General features: G+C 41.6%; 16 protein-coding genes. 8 read left to right on the top strand and 8 right to left on the bottom strand.

Features of this window, described 5'->3' with window-relative positions:
• Positions 1 to 308 precede the first annotated feature (308 nt).
• Both KHS79_RS12970 and KHS79_RS12965 read left to right on the top strand, forming a co-directional pair.
• A complete protein-coding gene (locus KHS79_RS12970) occupies positions 309 to 1,244 on the top strand; it encodes an alpha/beta hydrolase (RefSeq protein WP_212719594.1) in 936 nt (311 codons plus the stop codon).
• Positions 1,245 to 1,300: 56 nt separating this feature from the next.
• Positions 1,301 to 1,774 (top strand): MaoC family dehydratase, encoded by a 474-nt coding sequence (locus tag KHS79_RS12965; protein WP_094786827.1) that lies wholly within the window; start codon positions 1,301 to 1,303, stop codon positions 1,772 to 1,774.
• Between the two features lie 7 nt (positions 1,775 to 1,781).
• On the opposite strand, the gene KHS79_RS12960 is transcribed toward KHS79_RS12965, so the two are convergent.
• Together KHS79_RS12960 and KHS79_RS12955 are read right to left on the bottom strand one after the other, a co-directional pair.
• Positions 1,782 to 2,960 (bottom strand): vWA domain-containing protein, encoded by a 1,179-nt coding sequence (locus KHS79_RS12960; protein WP_212719592.1) that lies wholly within the window; start codon positions 2,958 to 2,960, stop codon positions 1,782 to 1,784.
• A gap of 33 nt (positions 2,961 to 2,993) precedes the next feature.
• The gene (locus KHS79_RS12955; RefSeq protein WP_212719591.1) at positions 2,994 to 3,863 is read right to left on the bottom strand and encodes an AAA family ATPase; all 870 of its coding nucleotides are present in this window, start codon (positions 3,861 to 3,863) and stop codon (positions 2,994 to 2,996) included.
• A gap of 332 nt (positions 3,864 to 4,195) precedes the next feature.
• Here KHS79_RS12955 and cysK point away from each other — a divergent pair, with 332 nt between their 5' ends.
• Complete coding sequence (gene cysK, locus KHS79_RS12950; RefSeq protein WP_212719589.1) at positions 4,196 to 5,164, top strand: cysteine synthase A; 969 nt, start codon at positions 4,196 to 4,198, stop codon at positions 5,162 to 5,164.
• Between the two features lie 88 nt (positions 5,165 to 5,252).
• Here the strand turns inward: cysK and KHS79_RS12945 are convergent, their stop codons facing one another.
• From KHS79_RS12945 to KHS79_RS12930, 4 genes are all read right to left on the bottom strand, one after another.
• Positions 5,253 to 6,023, bottom strand: coding sequence for a class II glutamine amidotransferase (locus KHS79_RS12945; protein WP_027707931.1), 771 nt, complete (start codon positions 6,021 to 6,023; stop codon positions 5,253 to 5,255).
• A gap of 160 nt (positions 6,024 to 6,183) precedes the next feature.
• Complete coding sequence (locus KHS79_RS12940; protein ID WP_212719586.1) at positions 6,184 to 8,112, bottom strand: VWA domain-containing protein; 1,929 nt, start codon at positions 8,110 to 8,112, stop codon at positions 6,184 to 6,186.
• A gap of 74 nt (positions 8,113 to 8,186) precedes the next feature.
• Positions 8,187 to 8,852: a YEATS-associated helix-containing protein gene (locus KHS79_RS12935; protein ID WP_212719584.1), complete on the bottom strand. Its 666-nt coding sequence runs from the start codon at positions 8,850 to 8,852 to the stop codon at positions 8,187 to 8,189.
• A gap of 422 nt (positions 8,853 to 9,274) precedes the next feature.
• Positions 9,275 to 9,709 carry a hypothetical protein gene (locus tag KHS79_RS12930; protein ID WP_094786822.1) on the bottom strand — a complete coding sequence of 145 codons (435 nt, stop codon included), beginning with the start codon at positions 9,707 to 9,709 and terminating at the stop codon, positions 9,275 to 9,277.
• Positions 9,710 to 9,800: 91 nt separating this feature from the next.
• On the opposite strand from KHS79_RS12930, the gene KHS79_RS26285 reads away from it, so the two are divergent.
• On the top strand, positions 9,801 to 11,858 hold the full coding sequence (locus KHS79_RS26285) for a S9 family peptidase (RefSeq protein ID WP_212719581.1): 2,058 nt from the start codon (positions 9,801 to 9,803) through the stop codon (positions 11,856 to 11,858).
• A gap of 133 nt (positions 11,859 to 11,991) precedes the next feature.
• Here KHS79_RS26285 and KHS79_RS12920 read toward each other — a convergent pair whose 3' ends face one another.
• Both KHS79_RS12920 and KHS79_RS12915 read right to left on the bottom strand, forming a co-directional pair.
• Positions 11,992 to 13,014 (bottom strand): PA2778 family cysteine peptidase, encoded by a 1,023-nt coding sequence (locus tag KHS79_RS12920; RefSeq protein ID WP_212719577.1) that lies wholly within the window; start codon positions 13,012 to 13,014, stop codon positions 11,992 to 11,994.
• A 70-nt stretch (positions 13,015 to 13,084) separates the two neighbouring features.
• Positions 13,085 to 13,486, bottom strand: a complete 402-nt coding sequence (locus KHS79_RS12915) for a PA2779 family protein (protein WP_094786819.1) — start codon at positions 13,484 to 13,486, stop codon at positions 13,085 to 13,087.
• A 428-nt stretch (positions 13,487 to 13,914) separates the two neighbouring features.
• Here KHS79_RS12915 and KHS79_RS12910 point away from each other — a divergent pair, with 428 nt between their 5' ends.
• From KHS79_RS12910 to KHS79_RS12895, 4 genes are all read left to right on the top strand, one after another.
• Positions 13,915 to 14,484 (top strand): hypothetical protein, encoded by a 570-nt coding sequence (locus KHS79_RS12910; protein ID WP_094786818.1) that lies wholly within the window; start codon positions 13,915 to 13,917, stop codon positions 14,482 to 14,484.
• Positions 14,485 to 14,738: 254 nt separating this feature from the next.
• Complete coding sequence (locus KHS79_RS12905) at positions 14,739 to 15,020, top strand: hypothetical protein (protein ID WP_027707927.1); 282 nt, start codon at positions 14,739 to 14,741, stop codon at positions 15,018 to 15,020.
• Positions 15,021 to 15,603: 583 nt separating this feature from the next.
• Positions 15,604 to 15,825: a hypothetical protein gene (locus KHS79_RS12900; protein ID WP_212719574.1), complete on the top strand. Its 222-nt coding sequence runs from the start codon at positions 15,604 to 15,606 to the stop codon at positions 15,823 to 15,825.
• A 321-nt stretch (positions 15,826 to 16,146) separates the two neighbouring features.
• On the top strand, positions 16,147 to 16,656 hold the full coding sequence (locus KHS79_RS12895; protein WP_212719572.1) for a GNAT family N-acetyltransferase: 510 nt from the start codon (positions 16,147 to 16,149) through the stop codon (positions 16,654 to 16,656).
• Positions 16,657 to 16,778 lie beyond the last annotated feature (122 nt).

The raw sequence follows: 16,778 nt of genomic DNA, 5'->3' as shown, positions 1-16,778 counted from the left end.
TAAACCCTTTTCATTTTTATTATGCTTAGTGCATAGTATTTTCTCGCTATGATAAAGTAAACCCTTGGCCTGCTGGCACTAGTACCTTAATAAAGACAACACCTGCAGCGGGCTTATTAAAATGACTATGTTTCATAAAGATTAACCATATCCTAGTGACATAGCAGAATATGCACCATTTATTTCACTACAGTATCAACTGGTAATACCTGTTCGGTCATACTGCATATGCTGTCTAACAAGAAAATTTTTCTTACTTACCATTAGGCAGGCCAAATATTAGCAAGCACAAGGAGTTGTAATTGGTTATGGAAGCCCGCTTTACCACCCAAGCACAAGCTGATCAAACAGTACTTTATGGTCACCAGTGGCAACCCGCTAAAGCCTCCGCTCAGCTCTTAATAATTCATGGCATGACTGAACATTCTCTGCGCTATCAAGCCTTCGCACAGTTTCTAAATCAACAAGGTATAGGTGTGACGAGCTGGGATTTACGTGCTCATGGTCAAACAGGTAAGGCTACGCACAGCCTGGGCTCTGCTGAAACCAATCAGTGGTCTTTGATGCTTAAGGATATTCAGCAGCAGCTTGCTGAGATCAGTGCAAAATATCCAGAACAACCCCTATTCCTGATGGGGCATAGCATGGGGTCTTTTCTTTGCTTGCACTTTTTGCAAGCCAATCACCCATTACTGGCAGGTTGTATTCTTTCTGGCTCAAATTATCAACCACCCTGGCTTTGCCATATAGCCAAAGCATTTGCAGCACTTGAATGTAAACGCCAAGGACAAAATGCCAACAGTACTTTTTTAGACTTTCTTTTCTTTGGCCGCTTTAACCGCTATTTTAAACCTAACCGAACAGATTTTGACTGGCTTTCTCGTGATACCCAACAAGTTGATCTTTATTGCCAAGATTCACTTTGTGGATTTAAAGTCAGCAATCAGTTTTGGTACAACATGCTTTCAGCCTTAGCAAGGCTGAGCACCCACAGCAGTTTTTGTAAACTGCCAACAACATTACCTTTTTATATTTTAGGTGGCGATCAAGATCCTTTGAGCTTACCTAATGGCTTGCATAAGTTGAGTCGTCAGCTAAGATCTGCAGGCATTCATGACGTAACCACGGCGATCTACCCTGGTGGTCGTCATGAAATGCTCAATGAAATTAATCAGCAAGAAGTCTGGCAAGCCCTTTATCAATGGTTGACACAGCATACTCAACCCCTTGCTAATGTTGCTTGATTATTAAGTTAAATATTGCTGCTCAGCCAGCTCACAGTTAATTTTGACGAAAAAACATGACCACGCTTCAAAGTATTCCATTCAGTGACCTCACCATCGGTCAACAAGCCACCTTCAGTAAAACGCTGACAGAGCAAGATATAGTTCTTTTTGCTCATACCTCAGGTGATATCAACCCAGTCCATTTAGATAAAGATTACGCAGAAGCAACGCCGTTTAAACAATGTATCGCTCATGGTATGTGGTCTGCTGGACTCATATCTGCAGCCCTAGCGACAAAACTTCCAGGTCCAGGGAGTATTTACCTTGGTCAAAGTTTACGCTTTGTTCGTCCAGTATTTGTCGGTGACACCCTGACCGTAACACTCACCGTTAAAGAAAAACATGACCGAAAGCGGCGCGTTGTTTTGAGCTGTAGTGTTACTAATCAGGCTGGCAAAGAGGTAGTATCTGGCGAGGCAGAGGTCATGGCGCCAGAAACAGCTGCAACGCACCCAGCCCCTCACCTGCCAGAGGTATCCTTAACGTAAATCACCTCTAACGTCGTAGGTATTTCATTGCCCCCTCTAACCCTTGCAATGTTAGAGGGTACATTTGCGCCTTCACTAACTGCTGAATCATGATAGTAGAAGGGGTATATGACCAGTTAGCTTCTGGATAAGGGTTCAGCCAAACAACCCTTGAATAAGTTTGCATAAAGCGTTGCATCCAAGCGGATCCAGGCTCTTCATTCCAGTGCTCAACACTGCCACCAGGATAACTAATCTCATAGGGTGACATTGTGGCATCCCCGACAAAAATCACCTTATAGTCTTCTCCATATCGATGCAAAATATCCCAGGTTGGAATACGCTCACTTTGTCGCCGTAAATTATTTTGCCAAACAGACTCATAAATAAAATTATGGAAATAGTAAAGGACTAAGTGTTTAAACTCACTGCGTGCCGCAGTGAATAGCTCTTCACATACCTGAACATGAGCATCCATGGTGCCACCAATATCCATAAAAAGTAGCACTTTAACGGCATTGTGCCGCTCTGGCTGCATACGCACATCCAACAAACCAGCATTCTTAGCCGTTGAGCTTATGGTATCTTCAAGATCTAAATGCTCTGAAGCACCTGTGCGAGCAAACTTACGCAAGTGTCTAAGTGCTAACTTAATATTGCGCGTCCCAATTTCTACATCACCATCCAAATTACGAAACTGGCGCTGATCCCAAACTTTCACCGCCCGCTGCTGGCGCGACTCATGCTGGCCAATCCTGATGCCTTCCGGATTATAGCCATAAGCCCCAAATGGTGATGTTCCTCCCGTACCAATCCAGCGATTTCCTCCCTGATGGCGTGACTGTTGTTCTTGTAAACGCTTTTTGAATGTCTCAAGTAATTTTTCCAGTCCACCTAAAGCTTCTATTTGCTGCTTTTCCTCAGGAGTAAGCTGTCGTATAAACTCTTTACGTAACCAGTCTTCAGGAATCAGTGTTGCTAGTACATCGTCCAATGCCGCAATTCCAGTGAAAAATTGGCTGAATGCTTGATCATAGCGATCAAAAAAGCGCTCATCTTTAATCAAACAGGTTCTTGCTAAGTAATAAAAGTCATCCAAACTAGCAAACACCAGTTGTGTTTCCAGCGCTGTGAGTAAATCCAGTAATTCTCGAATTGAAACAGGAATTTGTGCTGACTTCAGTGTTAAAAAAAAGCGAACCAGCATAATTACCTCCCTACTATTAACGCTTAGTAACGCCTAACGCCGCCGTGCCATAAAGGCTAAACGCTCCAGCAAATGCAAATCCTGCTCATTTTTTACTAAAGCACCATACAGAGGAGGTACAGCTTTTGAGTTATCTTTTTCCCTCAATACAGATAGCGGAACTTCATCCGCCAACAGCAATTTAATCCAATCGATTAATTCTGACGTAGAAGGTTTTTTCTTTAACCCTGGGACATTACGAATATCAAAAAATATTTCCAAGGCTTCTTTAACCAGCTTGGGGGCAATATCTGGAAAGTGAACCGCAATAATATCGCGCATAGCGGCTTCATCAGGAAATTGAATATAGTGGAAAAAACAGCGCCGCAAAAAAGCATCCGGTAATTCTTTTTCATTATTACTGGTGATAATAACAATAGGCCGTTGCTTGGCTTTAATCAGTTGCTGGGTTTCATACACATAAAACTCCATGCGATCCAATTCCAGTAATAAATCGTTTGGAAACTCAATATCCGCTTTGTCAATTTCATCGATCAGTAATACCGTTTGCTGCTCATGGGTAAAAGCCTGCCATAGCTTACCTGGCACAATATAGTTACTGATATCATGCACTTTCTCATCCCCTAGCTGAGAATCCCTTAGCCGAGAAACCGCATCATATTCATAAAGTCCTTGCTGAGCTTTCGTCGTCGACTTGATATGCCATTGAATCAATGGCAGTCCCAGGTGCTTGGCTACCTGATCTGCAAGCAGGGTTTTTCCTGTACCAGGTTCACCTTTAATCAAAAGTGGACGAGCCAGCTTTATTGCCGCATTCACTGCCATTTTTAATTCAGGGCTTGCAATATACTCAGATGTGCTGGTAAAGGGTTGATAGGCATCATGTGACTTATTGACTGACATCGCTTGCTTCCTCCTTTTAGCTATTACCCTATTTTTGAAGGCATCTCAAAGCTTCAAGCCTGTAAGAGAGCTGACCACTACACAGGGGTATGAATCCAACTATGTTACACTGCAACTAACGGGTGATTACAAGCATATTCCGCAAAAATATTTTTCATAACCCTCAATTCCCGATAAGCTTATAACCAACAGAATTACTGTCGTGGGCTTATTCCTTTGTGCAATAGTCTTTATGCAACAGCGCAACACTGCGACTTAAAACATCATGCTATGTTATTTGTAAGTTTATTTTGTACTAGGTCCTGTAAAACAATCAGGCAAGGATATTACGTGTGAACATATATAGTGATAACTCGTTTTCAATTGGTAATACCCCGTTGGTGCGTCTACACAAACTGTCTCCTAAATACCATATTTATGGAAAAATTGAGGGACGCAACCCTGCCTACTCAGTCAAATGTCGTATTGGCGCCAGCATGATTTGGGCTGCCGAGCAAGAAGGTGTTTTAAAACCTGGTATGGAAATCATTGAGCCTACCAGTGGTAATACCGGCATCGCTCTCGCGTTTGTTGCTGCCGCAAGGGGCTATAGCCTCACATTAACAATGCCGGCCAGTATGAGCTTAGAGCGCCGAAAAGTGCTCGCGGCACTAGGTGCAAATCTTATCCTTACTGAACCTGCTAAAGGTATGAAAGGTGCCATCGCTAAAGCCGAAGAAATTGCCGCTTCTAACCCTGAACATTACTTCATGCCACAGCAGTTTGAAAACCCCGCAAACCCGGCCATACATGAAAGTACCACAGGCCCTGAAATTTGGCGAGATACCGATGGTTTGGTTGATATTCTGGTATCAGGTGTTGGTACAGGTGGCACCATCACGGGCGTTTCTCGCTATATTAAAGAAACCCAGGGTAAGGCTATTCAAAGTATTGCCGTAGAACCTGAAGAGTCACCCGTCATAACCCAAACCATCAATAATCAGGAGCTCGCTCCTGCACCACATAAAATACAAGGCATTGGTGCAGGCTTTGTCCCCAAAAACCTCGATTTAAACATGATTGACCATGTGGTTCAGGTAAGCGCGGAAGACGCTATTCAGATGGCACATCGCCTAATGCGTGAAGAAGGTATTTTAGTTGGCATATCTTGTGGTGCAGCCATGGCCGCAGCACTCAAGGTTGCGAGCTGGGCAGGTAATGAAGATAAACATATTGTTGTGATTTTGCCTGACTCTGGTGAGCGTTATCTTTCAACAGCTTTATTTGAGGGTGTTTTTACAGAAAAAGAGCTGATACCTTGATAGCCTGCGCCTCACATAATTCAAAAAGTCACTGAAACATGGCCCAACTGACATATTATCTTAACGGTCAGTTGGGTCACTTCCCCGATTAACAACAAATCAAACCATGGCGAAAAACACACATTTGGCCAGCCTGCATTTGATGCCACTGCTCATTTGCCGTTAAAGGTTCTGTGGCAATGACTGTCACAATATCATCAGGTGTCGTTTCATGCTTAAAATCGACTTCGACCTCAGCATCCTTTAATACCGCTCTATTAAAAGGTGCCTTTCGCGTAACCCAAAACAATTTTGTACTGCAAAAGCAGTACAAGTACTTTGAGTCACTCATCAACAAGTTGAAAACGCCAAATTCCTTTATCGCAGTACATAACTCATTTAGCTCTCGCCACAGTGTTTGAGGTCTCCGAGGCTGCTTGGTAAAACGCCGGCGTATCTCACTTAACATCCAGCAAAAAGCAAACTCACTATCCGTGGTACCAATGGGTTGATAAAAGTCTAACGTCAATGCTTTCTTAATACCTGGCAACTGACCATTATGAGCAAAGGTCCACTGTCTACCCCATAGCTCGCGGGTGAATGGGTGGGTATTTTCTAAACAGACGCGCCCTGCATTTGCACGGCGAATATGACTAATGACAATGTGACTTTTGATGGGGTAGCCTTTAACCAAGCGCGCTATTTCAGAACCCACACTGGGCCTGGTATCGCGGAATTCTCGAACCGCACGCCCCTCATAAAAAGCGATACCCCAACCATCTTTATGTGGTCCTGTACCTCCACCTCGCTGCATTAAACCGGTAAAACTAAAACAAATATCCGTTGGCACATTCGCGCTCATCCCAAGGAGCTCGCACATATTCCTAACCTTACTCCTAAAAACTATTAGTCCTCATATACTCCTCATCACATTGTGGCGTAACTTCAGAAATGAAACTATGATGTTTTACTAATAAATACCACCTTTTCCTGGAAACGTGCACTAAGTGCCGTATTTTGAGTAAAGCGATGTATAAATATCAAGTCTCAGGTTTGGAGTCTGATGCGCTATCGTTTTTTTTGCCCACATCTACTTTTTCTTGCTTATTTTTCTTATCACTCGCTTTATCAGCTCCACTTTCATCAGCATTGTCATCAAGCTTATCCAGAGGCATATCCAGGTCAATATCATCTTCTTCATTAAGATCTATATTATCAGCATCATCAACATCTTCTTTCGACTCAGCTGACTTATCATCCGTAGGAGGGGTATCAGAAAAAAACCTCCTATAAGCCCAATATAATCCCCCTGCTAATAAAATATTTCCAAGAATCAAGCCCCCATATAATAGCCAGCTACTGTCGCTTTCCTTTTCTTTTTCATCAACAGCTTCATCAGTTATCTTTTCTTCTGTAGTTGGCGTGGGCTGTTCTTCTTGCTCACTAACCCCAGGGTTAAAGTTTTCAGGAAATTTAAAAACCAGTGGTTCCAGTTTTACTGGAATGTCATTGCCATTATTATCTTTTGCATTTACGCCAAACGCCACACGATATATGCCATGTTGCTGTGGTGTAATTGATAAAAGCCAGCTTTTCTTATCTTCCTGCAGGGGAATAACTAGACTAGAAGGTTTACCAACAGGCGGTGCTATGGTTGCTTTGATGACCGTTGCTTCCGTATCCAAAAATAAACTCTGTGGTTTTACCAGAATAACATCTATTTCTTGGTCTTCTTTTGTTATACGTTCATGAGATACAACAAGTGGCTCTCGAACAGAAAGCGCCTTAGACACTTGCCGTAAAAATGTTTTGCCATCAGCTTTAATAGTTAGGGTATATTCACCGACAGCCCTCATTTCTGGAACCTTGAGTGTAAAAGCACCCTGATCATCTTGAGCCATTTTTGCCGTGTAAAAAACCTCTTCAGCAACTGTATTTTCTTCCTGGCTAAGCGTTAATGTTAGCTTCATTATTTGAAATAATTCTTCGTTCACCAGTCGCTTTGTATTTTGTTCAAACCAAATTCGTGCTTCTGCTTGCTGTCCTTGAAATAAATTGCTTGGCACACCAGAAAACTTCATTTGTAAATTACTGACAATCGTTACTCGGTTATTGGGGTCTGTCTCTGCCTGCAGCTGCCACTCCCCTTCGTATGGTTGATCGACGGTAATCAAATCATAATGTGGTGTATTGAACCAGCGTAAGTCCTTAGCCTGGCTCCCTTGCTTATAGGTTTTACCATCTGGTGAAGACAACTGAACCACTTCATCTGATTTTTTTTTAAAAACCAACAAGGTAAATTCTTCAACCTGGGAATCAATCAGAAAACGATTTGCTTGCAAAGGCACCTTAGGTGCCTGATCAGCTTGCTCCAATGCTTTTAAAAACAGTTTGCTTAATTCTTCCGCTGAGTTTGCCGTTGAAGACAAGCCGTCCGTATTAATCGCTAACTGTTGTAAAAGCTCATGATCGGCTTTATCTGAAAGGGCTATAGTGTGTATGACATAACCATTCTGCTTCAAGCGAGGGAGTTGATCATTTAAAAGGTGTTGGCGAGCTTCAACATTTTTAATAGGGTCTTTTGCAACATCAACCATACCATCGGTTAATAAAATAATATGCCGGGCCATATTACCTTGACGATGGCTATCAAACGTTGCGACCTCCAATGCCTTCCCTATATCTGTAAATAATCCTTTTGAACTAATTTGCTTACTATTATTAATGGCTTGTTCACGCCAGTTATTGTCAATTAAATCGTAAACCGCAAGTGCTTTAACTGATTGGTCAAAAGTCCAAATACCCAACTTGCTGTCATCAGGTAAAAGCCTTATCAACAAATTGACTGCAGGTTCTCTTAAGTTTTTGGGATCATTGACTTTCATACTGCCAGAGGTGTCAATCAGTAGCCTAACATCGGCCTCCTTGGTGTAGCCAATACCAATATACCCCAAAAACAACATAACCATAGTCCAAAAGCTCACCCCCCGTAATATCAAGTGAGCCTTGGAATATTTCACATTAACAATAAGCTTCATGATATTTATTGTTGAAGTAATAAACGCCGTCCTCTTTCCGTAACAAACCAACGCTGCCCCACTTTACTGGTAATTTTTCCTGCAAGGCCCCGGCTTGCTAACACGTGCAATGTTTTTTCCAAGTTGACTTCATCTAGCTCGGCATCTCGGCACAGCCCTGCTAACGATCGGAAGATATACTGACCGCTATTAAGTGTTTTAAGTACTTTACTTGCGGTCATGTCCAGCTCAAACTCTTCTGAAATAGGTCCCTCATTATCACCTTGATGTTCCTGTTCTATTTCTAACTCAAGTAAAGGCACAACTTCTTCTTGCAAGCGACGAAACTCATGCTGAATAGACGTCACCTGTTGTTGTGCTAACCGTGCTTCCGCCAGCAAGCGCTCAGTATGAGATGTGCTGACAAATCGTGAGCAAATTGCAGCGATTAAACAAAAGCCAGTAAAAATTAATAAGCGAGATGGATCATTTTGACTATCAATAACCAATGAGCTGGATAATAAATCCAACACCACAGGGACCAGGAAAGAAGCACCAATACCAAGAATGATACAGCGCAGTAAGTGAGTTAAATCATAACCTTGCCGCTGATACAAATAATAGTTGACCAGGCCCCCAAATATGCCTGCCATTAGCATTACGACGGCCAGCAATAAAATATGACTTTCCATATTACATCCCTATTGTTGTTTAATCTGGTCCATGGGAGTTCAGTTGAGGCTGTAGCTCACCTTGCTACTTTGTATAAAAACCAATAATTTACTAAGAACAATAATTTACTAAGAAAGAGTAGCGTGTTTATTTCCTTTTTGCGTATTAATATCCTATCTCAATACCCATCATAAAGGGTATTCATCCCTAACACATCAACACGCCCTGCTCTTTCCAAACATAACACAGTTACTGACAACTAGCGATGCTTGGACAGCGTCGCTGTAGTACACAAGAGGTAATCAAAATGGGTAGGGATTCAGTTTATTAAGGTGAGAGGCACAGTCCAATGTGCCGTATATTAATGTGCTATGTATTTTTGTACTTTACAGTGAACTCTACAAGTAAAGTATGGGGCTGGTCAGAAGCGAGTAGTGTTTATTTATAACGTTGGTGTAATTCGCTCATCATCATTATTAGCTACCTGTTTTGCACGCTTTTTGGGACGTGACTCAGGCGCTACTTTGCCTTTAGGTTTCTTTTTAGGACGAACAGCTGGCGCAGGAATTAACACCAATGCTAAAACCCACAGTACAATCATTACTGCCAGAGCCGCGAGCAGTACATGACCTGCCCTCATGATAGCCTCTAAGCCAAGCGTTAAACCATCAAACCCAGCAATAAGAAAGGCGGGACCTAAATAATCCTGCTCAACATTGACATACCAAGGAGTAAACAGCAAAACTAATGCAAATCCTCGTAAAAACCAACGTAGCCATCGCCAACAGATACGCGTCATACGGTACCAGACCAAAAAACAGCCGGCCGCGCTGGCTAGGTAGATCATCCAAGCGTATAAATAGTGGGTTGCATCCATAGTGTCAGTATCAACAAGCCAAACAACAAAAGCCCTATACTAGTTTAATCTCAAGAGTAAGTCAGCCTTTATGGCGGAACGGAGCCTGTAAGTGCAAACCAGACAACAGATTATTCCCCCCCAAGCTAAACGTGAAGATTATTTCCATACACACTCAACTGACCCCCGCTTTGACCCTTACCATTGGTTAAAACAAACGTCATTGCCTGATACCCAAGCCTACCTGAATGCAGAAAACGATTATGCAGCCTTCCAAATGGCCGATAGCGAAGCATTACAAACGTTAATTTACCAGCAAAGCTTAGCGCGTATTGTTGAAAATGACCGCTCTGCTGCGTACACATGGGGTCCTTATCAATATTACAGTGAAAGCCGACAAGGTTCTGAGTATCCCTTTTATTACCGACAGTATAAGCAACAGCCACCAGAATTATTACTAGACGGCAATCAGGTCGCCGCATCATATGACTACTGTGAAATTGGCGGTTTAGCGATCAGTCCTGATCACAAGTTCCTGGTATACAGTATTGATACTGCAGGTGATGAACAGTATCAGCTAATTATTAAAAATCTCTCAACCCAAGAAGAGATAACCCTGCCACACAGCCATACTTCAGGTGATGTTACTTGGACCATGGATGCCAAAGGGTTTTACTATACAACTCTTAATCACCTGCACCGTACTGACCAGCTGTTCTATCATAGTCTTGGTAGCAACATGGCTGATGATCCACTGCTGTTTACGGAAGATGATGAGCAGTTTTATGTCTCTGTTTATCGCAGCCAGTCAGATCAACTGATTTTTATTGAAACCTCTAGTCAAGAGTCAACTGAAGTCTTTTTTCTTCCCGCTGACAGCTTTCATAATTCCAAACAGTTTAATCAGCAACTATGCTGTATTGCACCTCGTCAGCCTGATCATGAGTACTATGTTGATCACAATGGCCTACAACTTATTATTTTGACCAATGACCAACATGAAAATTATCGCCTCGTCAGAGCTGACTGCGAATCCCCCCAGCCAGCTCATTGGCAACCGCTTATTCCCCCTAAGGCGGATACTACCCTAGAAGATTACTTGGTTTTTCGCCACCACATTGCACTTCTATCTAGAACCAAAGATCTGCTTCAGCTCTCAATTTGGCATGATGACAAACTTATACCTGTAACCTTTACTGACCCCATTGCCCAAATTAGTTTTGGTGATAATGTGTGTGTTGATACACAACACCTGCGTATTCACTACGAAACATTTATACAGCCTGAACAAGTTTTGGATATTGACCTTAATACACTTCACAGAACGTGTATCAAAACCCAAGAGGTTAAAGGTGGTTACCATCCAGAGCACTACCGATGCCAGCGTGACTATATTACCACTGAAGATGGAGAGCAAATCCCTCTCACACTCATTGGTAAACAACAGACCTGGGAGCATCCTGCTCCCATACTTTTACAAGTCTATGGCGCTTATGGTCATAGTTTGGATCCAGAGTTTTCAATATCACGACTCAACCTGCTTGACCGGGGAATGTTAATCGGGTTTGCCCATGTACGTGGTGGTGGTGACTGTGGTGAACACTGGTATCGTCAAGGTAAGCAACAGCATAAATTAAATACATTTACAGACTTCATGCTATGTGTTGAGCATTTATTCAAAGCTCGTTATACCGACCCGCAACAGTTAATGATAGTTGGTCGTAGTGCCGGTGGCATGGTAATTGGCTATGCACTGAATAATGCCCCTCAATACTTCAAAGGCGCCATTATGGATGTGCCTTTTGTTGATTGCTTAAACACTATGCTAGATGAGTCTCTGCCACTCACTATTGCGGAATACGATGAGTGGGGAAATCCAGCCTCGCCAGAAGTTTATCAACGTATAAAGTCGTATGCCCCTTACGAAAATATTAAACCACAAGCTTATCCGACCTTATTAGTACAAGCAGGATTTCATGACACACGCGTGCATATTTGGGAGCCTGCTAAATGGGTTGCAGCATTGCGCTACCATAATACGGGAGACCAACCGATTATTTTTAAAACCAGCTTTGCCGCGGGGCATGGAGGGGCTTCAGGCCGTTACGAAGCACTTCAAGAAATGGCTTTTGAACAAGCATTTATTTTAAAAACCTTACAGCTTGAATAGAAAGACATAACGCTAACACTCAGTAATAGGTGCCAGGTGTTGTATTTACTGGCACCTATTAACCTTCGCGAAGGCTACAGACTCATAAGGCCCTAGCTAATGTGTGTTCCACCTTTTTGGTAGCCACTTTCAATTAATCAGGTAACACAGGGCACTGGGGAACGGCACATATTGTCTTCTTATTTTTGGTTAAAGTGTTTTTTGTCTTTGGCTGCTTGCCTTTAATCTGTAGTTCTTGCCACGAGCTTTGAATATTCGTGTCTTCTGGAGCGAGCGCATAGGCACAACGTACGGCTTTATAAGCCTGAACGGGACAGTTAAGCGCTTTCAAGGTATAGGCCAGGTTATTCCAGCCCTGACTATGACTAGGTTTAGTCGACACGAGCTGTTTAAAGTAACCTGCTGCTTGTGGGTATTTTTTTGCTGCAAACTGCAAGTTTCCCATGGCAAACAATGCAACTGGATGTTCAGGCCATGCTGTGAGGGCTGTTTGATAGGCCTGAGCAGCAGCCTGTTGCTGACCGACCTCTTCTAATTGCTGTGCTGTTCGTAAATAAGTGAGTGGCTGAGCAGACACAGGTAATTTATTTGGGGGTAAGATGACTCGTGCCCAGTATTGACCTCGCGCCCAAGTATTTGCAAAAGCCTCAAACGGCATCCGGTAGCGTTTTTCTGTTCCAGAGCGGAGAATTAATTCTCGCTGTTCTAAATCATATCCAACGACAACCGCAAAGTGCCATTGTGGATACCAGTCAAGCCCTAGATTAAGAAAGACTAATACTGGAAATCCTTGCTCTATCTCTTGTAATAAATCTTGAAAATCTCTCTTAACAGGATAAACAATCATGCCATACTGACGTGCAGTCGCGACCATTTCAATTTGAAAGCTGCCTTGTTTTTCAGGCACATAGACTTTAGCAACTAAATCATCAGGTGTGACAGGCACTTGCCAATAAGCTAGTACTGTCGCCAAGGCAGCAGGTCCACATTGAAACTCTTCTTGAGGGAAGAAAGGAACTTGACTCAACTCCGTAGGCTGAAAACCTGTTTCATCCAGTGTATCCAGCTGATGAAGCACAGGATTTGTGGTACAACCTGAAAGTACACTCAAATAAATAATGCCCAGCCAAAGCTGGGCATAACGTCTAAAACTCATATTCAACCAATGAAAAAATCTTCAACATTAGTATTACCCTGCAAAGAGGGTGTATTTCAAAAGGTAGCTTTTAGTTAATGCAACGTACAAATGAGAAGATATCGGTTGCACACAACATATCAGTAATCACGAACACTACAAGAAATAACACAACAACTTCAGCAACACCACTACCAGCCGGCATTTCTTCCATTTGAGCATTAAACTGCGCTAATTCACTTGGGGTTAGAGAGTCGATACGTTTTTCCACATCGGCTTCATCAACACCAAGGCTAGCAAGCTTATCTTTGACAGCTTGCTCAGCCAGCATTGCCTTTAATGCTTCTTTATCTACTTGATGCTGCTCTGTACTAATGACATTATCAGTAGCAACCATTGCAGCCTGAACTAAGCTAGCTTGAAAACCAAATATAACCAGCCAAGCAGATAAAAACAGTGCCACAACGCGTTTAATATGACGATAACTGAACATAACAGCTCCCAATAAAATATTTAAGTTCAATCTTTCTGAAGTCTAGAGAGGGCTATTAGTAGGGTCAAATCGGTTTATTCTTTCCGTGAGCGTTGTCATTCCTATAAACCTATCAAGCGCACAAAAAGGTGTTTACTGTTGTTTTTTTAATACTGATAGATCCAATAGGTCCAATAAGTACATCAATGTTTAAAAAAATCATCACTAAGGTTTAATACCGCAGCAGTGGTAGGAGTATGAGGCTTTGACTAAGCTGATACTGAGCTGATTTTCAGGTTATATATGGTGCACTTTCCAAGTAATAAGCTATTCATTTTGGAATGTGCTACCTACAGCAGTTGTTGTGGTGTATAGCTAATTACTTCACGAACAATCCTTTACCCAAATCACTCACCAGATAATTATTTCCATTTTCAAAGGATAATGAAATGGCCGTTCAAGCGCATTCAACAGAAGTGGTACTTTCTCCGACCAAAGTAACCGCAACTGAATTTGAGCTGGTTTTAGCACTTCAACATGGTAACCCCGTATTAACCATAACTGCTGAAGGGTATGCTGAGGGAATAACTGGCGCACATGTCGTTGCTGTTGACCTTAATTCTAAAATACCTGTATTTAAAGTGGTAGCTCATACAACAACCGCTATAGGTTACTTCCCCTATACTGCAAAAAACAGCTTTGAAGGTGTAAACCCAGATTTACAAGAAATTGCAATCCAAACATCTGTAGGTATTACTAAATATAAAGTAACACACTTACTTTCTAATAATGAAACACAAGCTGTTCCAGCATCGGTTAAAGCTTTAAATGAAAATCAGGTAGTGGGATACGCCTATAACCAAAGCAATCTTGATTTAGCTTTTAGCAATGCGGTAAACCAGCTTTATACTAAATTTGCAGGGCATATTTCGGCAAAAGTTGTTGACTCAGGTTTTATCGCTGCCGGTTCTCCCGTAGGTATTGCTTACACCTATGTTGTGGTTGAACAGCAGCAATAAAAGTTAGTATAAATAAAATTATATATCTGTAACGTATTTTTAGTGTACAAAAGATATATATTATATTTCTACATCATCAAGTATTTTAGCTAATTACTTGATGATATACCCAATACGAATGATTTTAAGAGTTTGTTGCACCCTAAAGGGCATCGTAATCATCGCTATTGACGGCCGTTCCTAAAAATAATTCGCTGCGGGTATAGTATTCAGCGATTCACAACTTAATAATATTTTTCTTTAAGGAGAAAGAAATGGCTAATACCAACCAACTAGTTGGCGCATATGGACCTTTTTCATCGAATATTGATAAAGAAGCTCAGGTTGCTTTCAGCGAAGCTATGGAGCATTTCACTGGTGTGAAATATCAACCAGTAGCAGTCGCATCTCAAGTGGTTTCAGGTGTCAATTATGCGTTTTTCTGTAATGCAACACCCGTTTATCCAGGTGCCCCCACGGTCCCAGCAATGGTTACGATCTATAAGCCCCTAAATGAGCCAGCGTGTATTACTCATATTGAAAGACTGCCTTATTAATTAAAGCCATTTTAATATTTATGACTGTCTGTTAACAGGCTTTGGTTGCAGGGTCATTTTTCCCTGTAACCAACTTCATTAAACTATTTTCTTCAAACTTATCTTAATAAGTGACTAGGGTGAAGTATATATTGTAACCTGGTTTCGCTCCTCTATCCGTAATCATGCATCCCAACAACTTCTCATTGCGATTATATACCCAAAACGAAGGATTTTTAGTGGGGCTAGTCTGGTCTGTTAAGACTAGCGATAGCATCAACAGTTTTTTAATGGTGCTAGCTGTGCCGTCAAGCGATGAAGCCCCTGGGCAAGTTTACTGCTGTGAAACTTGCGGTAGCCACTTTAATTGATATAACAGCGCTGCTGGGCGGTTATATTAATAAGTGACTGGGGTGGCAGTTAAATGCTCCTGCATAACCCCCATCGAACATGCCGTAATTCCTCCCCTGGAGACGTGCTTAAAAAATAACAAAAAGCAGGTTAGCTATTCTGGAATCGGCACAGTCTCTTTCCACCACAAACTACTCTTATGACAGATTTGGGTTTAAACTTGAGTACAAAGTTATTAAAAAAGGCAGTATAAATGAGTGGTCTACTAATTTTTTTAGGTATCGTAGTATTACTTTTAACCTTTTGGGAGGTAAAAGAAGAAAAAACGGACATGTCTGGCCTATTTGATTATATCAACCCTTTAGATTACCTAGATATTTCTCGCGATAAAAACCCACTTATATTTTGGAGCATTATACTTATTCAATTTTCTTTTGGAGTGGGCTTAATTATTTACGGACTTGGTGGCTTATAATATCAGGACAACCACATATATACCCTTCACGAATGATTTCTAGGTTTTGTTATCTTCATTCCTCGCCCCAATCACCTATTATTTATAGGCTCATGGGGTCTCGTTACTCGATGGCCGCACCTAAAAAACATTCGTATTGGGTATAGTTTTATTTTAAAAGCCTTTTACTGGAGCACTATTATCCCAAGTATTTATAATTTTTCTCAAATGCACCATAAAACCTTCCCAGAAAGCCTGCTTGTGAAACACAATTAACGGTTTACATAGCTATCAGTTAATTGCATATTACCAATATGTCATGATTACACAAGGAGTTATCTTATGCAGCTACGCTTGTTAGACAAAAAAGACGATAAGGCTTTACTGATGTTTGAACTTAAAAACAAAGCATGGTTTGAGTCCTATATTGAAGCAAGAGAACCCACATTTTATAGTCCAAGGGGCATCCAACAACACATAGCAGACTTCCTTACACAGTACCATAAAGGACAGCGCTTACCGCTACTTATTTTGAATGATGATAATGACATCATTGGTCGGATCAATTTACACAAAATCTGTCGTCAAACAGACAGTGCATATCTTGGTTATCGTGTAGGAAAGAATAATATCAACCGTGGTGTGGCATCTTATGCTGTTAAGCAGATACTCACATTAGCACCACAAAATGGCGTAAAGTATATTATCGCATTAGCTTCAACAGCAAACAAACCCTCCCAAATTGTGTTAATAAAAAATGGATTCTACAAAAAAAGGCTTATATTCAATAAAGCTTTCGTAAATGGCCAACAAATAGACTGTATTGAATACCAAAAAGAAATCAGCCTATAAAGTCACGGTACGGTCTGTAGCGTATAATTACCCCCGCTATAATTGGATCATTTGAGCTGAGGGCATATTTGTACAGGTTTGCAGTACGCCTAGGTTATCACCAACAACAGCGCATATGAAAA

The organism is Zooshikella ganghwensis (genome assembly GCF_018263875.1).
GTDB lineage: Bacteria > Pseudomonadota > Gammaproteobacteria > Pseudomonadales > Zooshikellaceae > Zooshikella > Zooshikella ganghwensis.
Note: the sequence above shows the minus strand (reverse complement) of the source record. Positions and strands in the feature narration are given on the sequence as shown.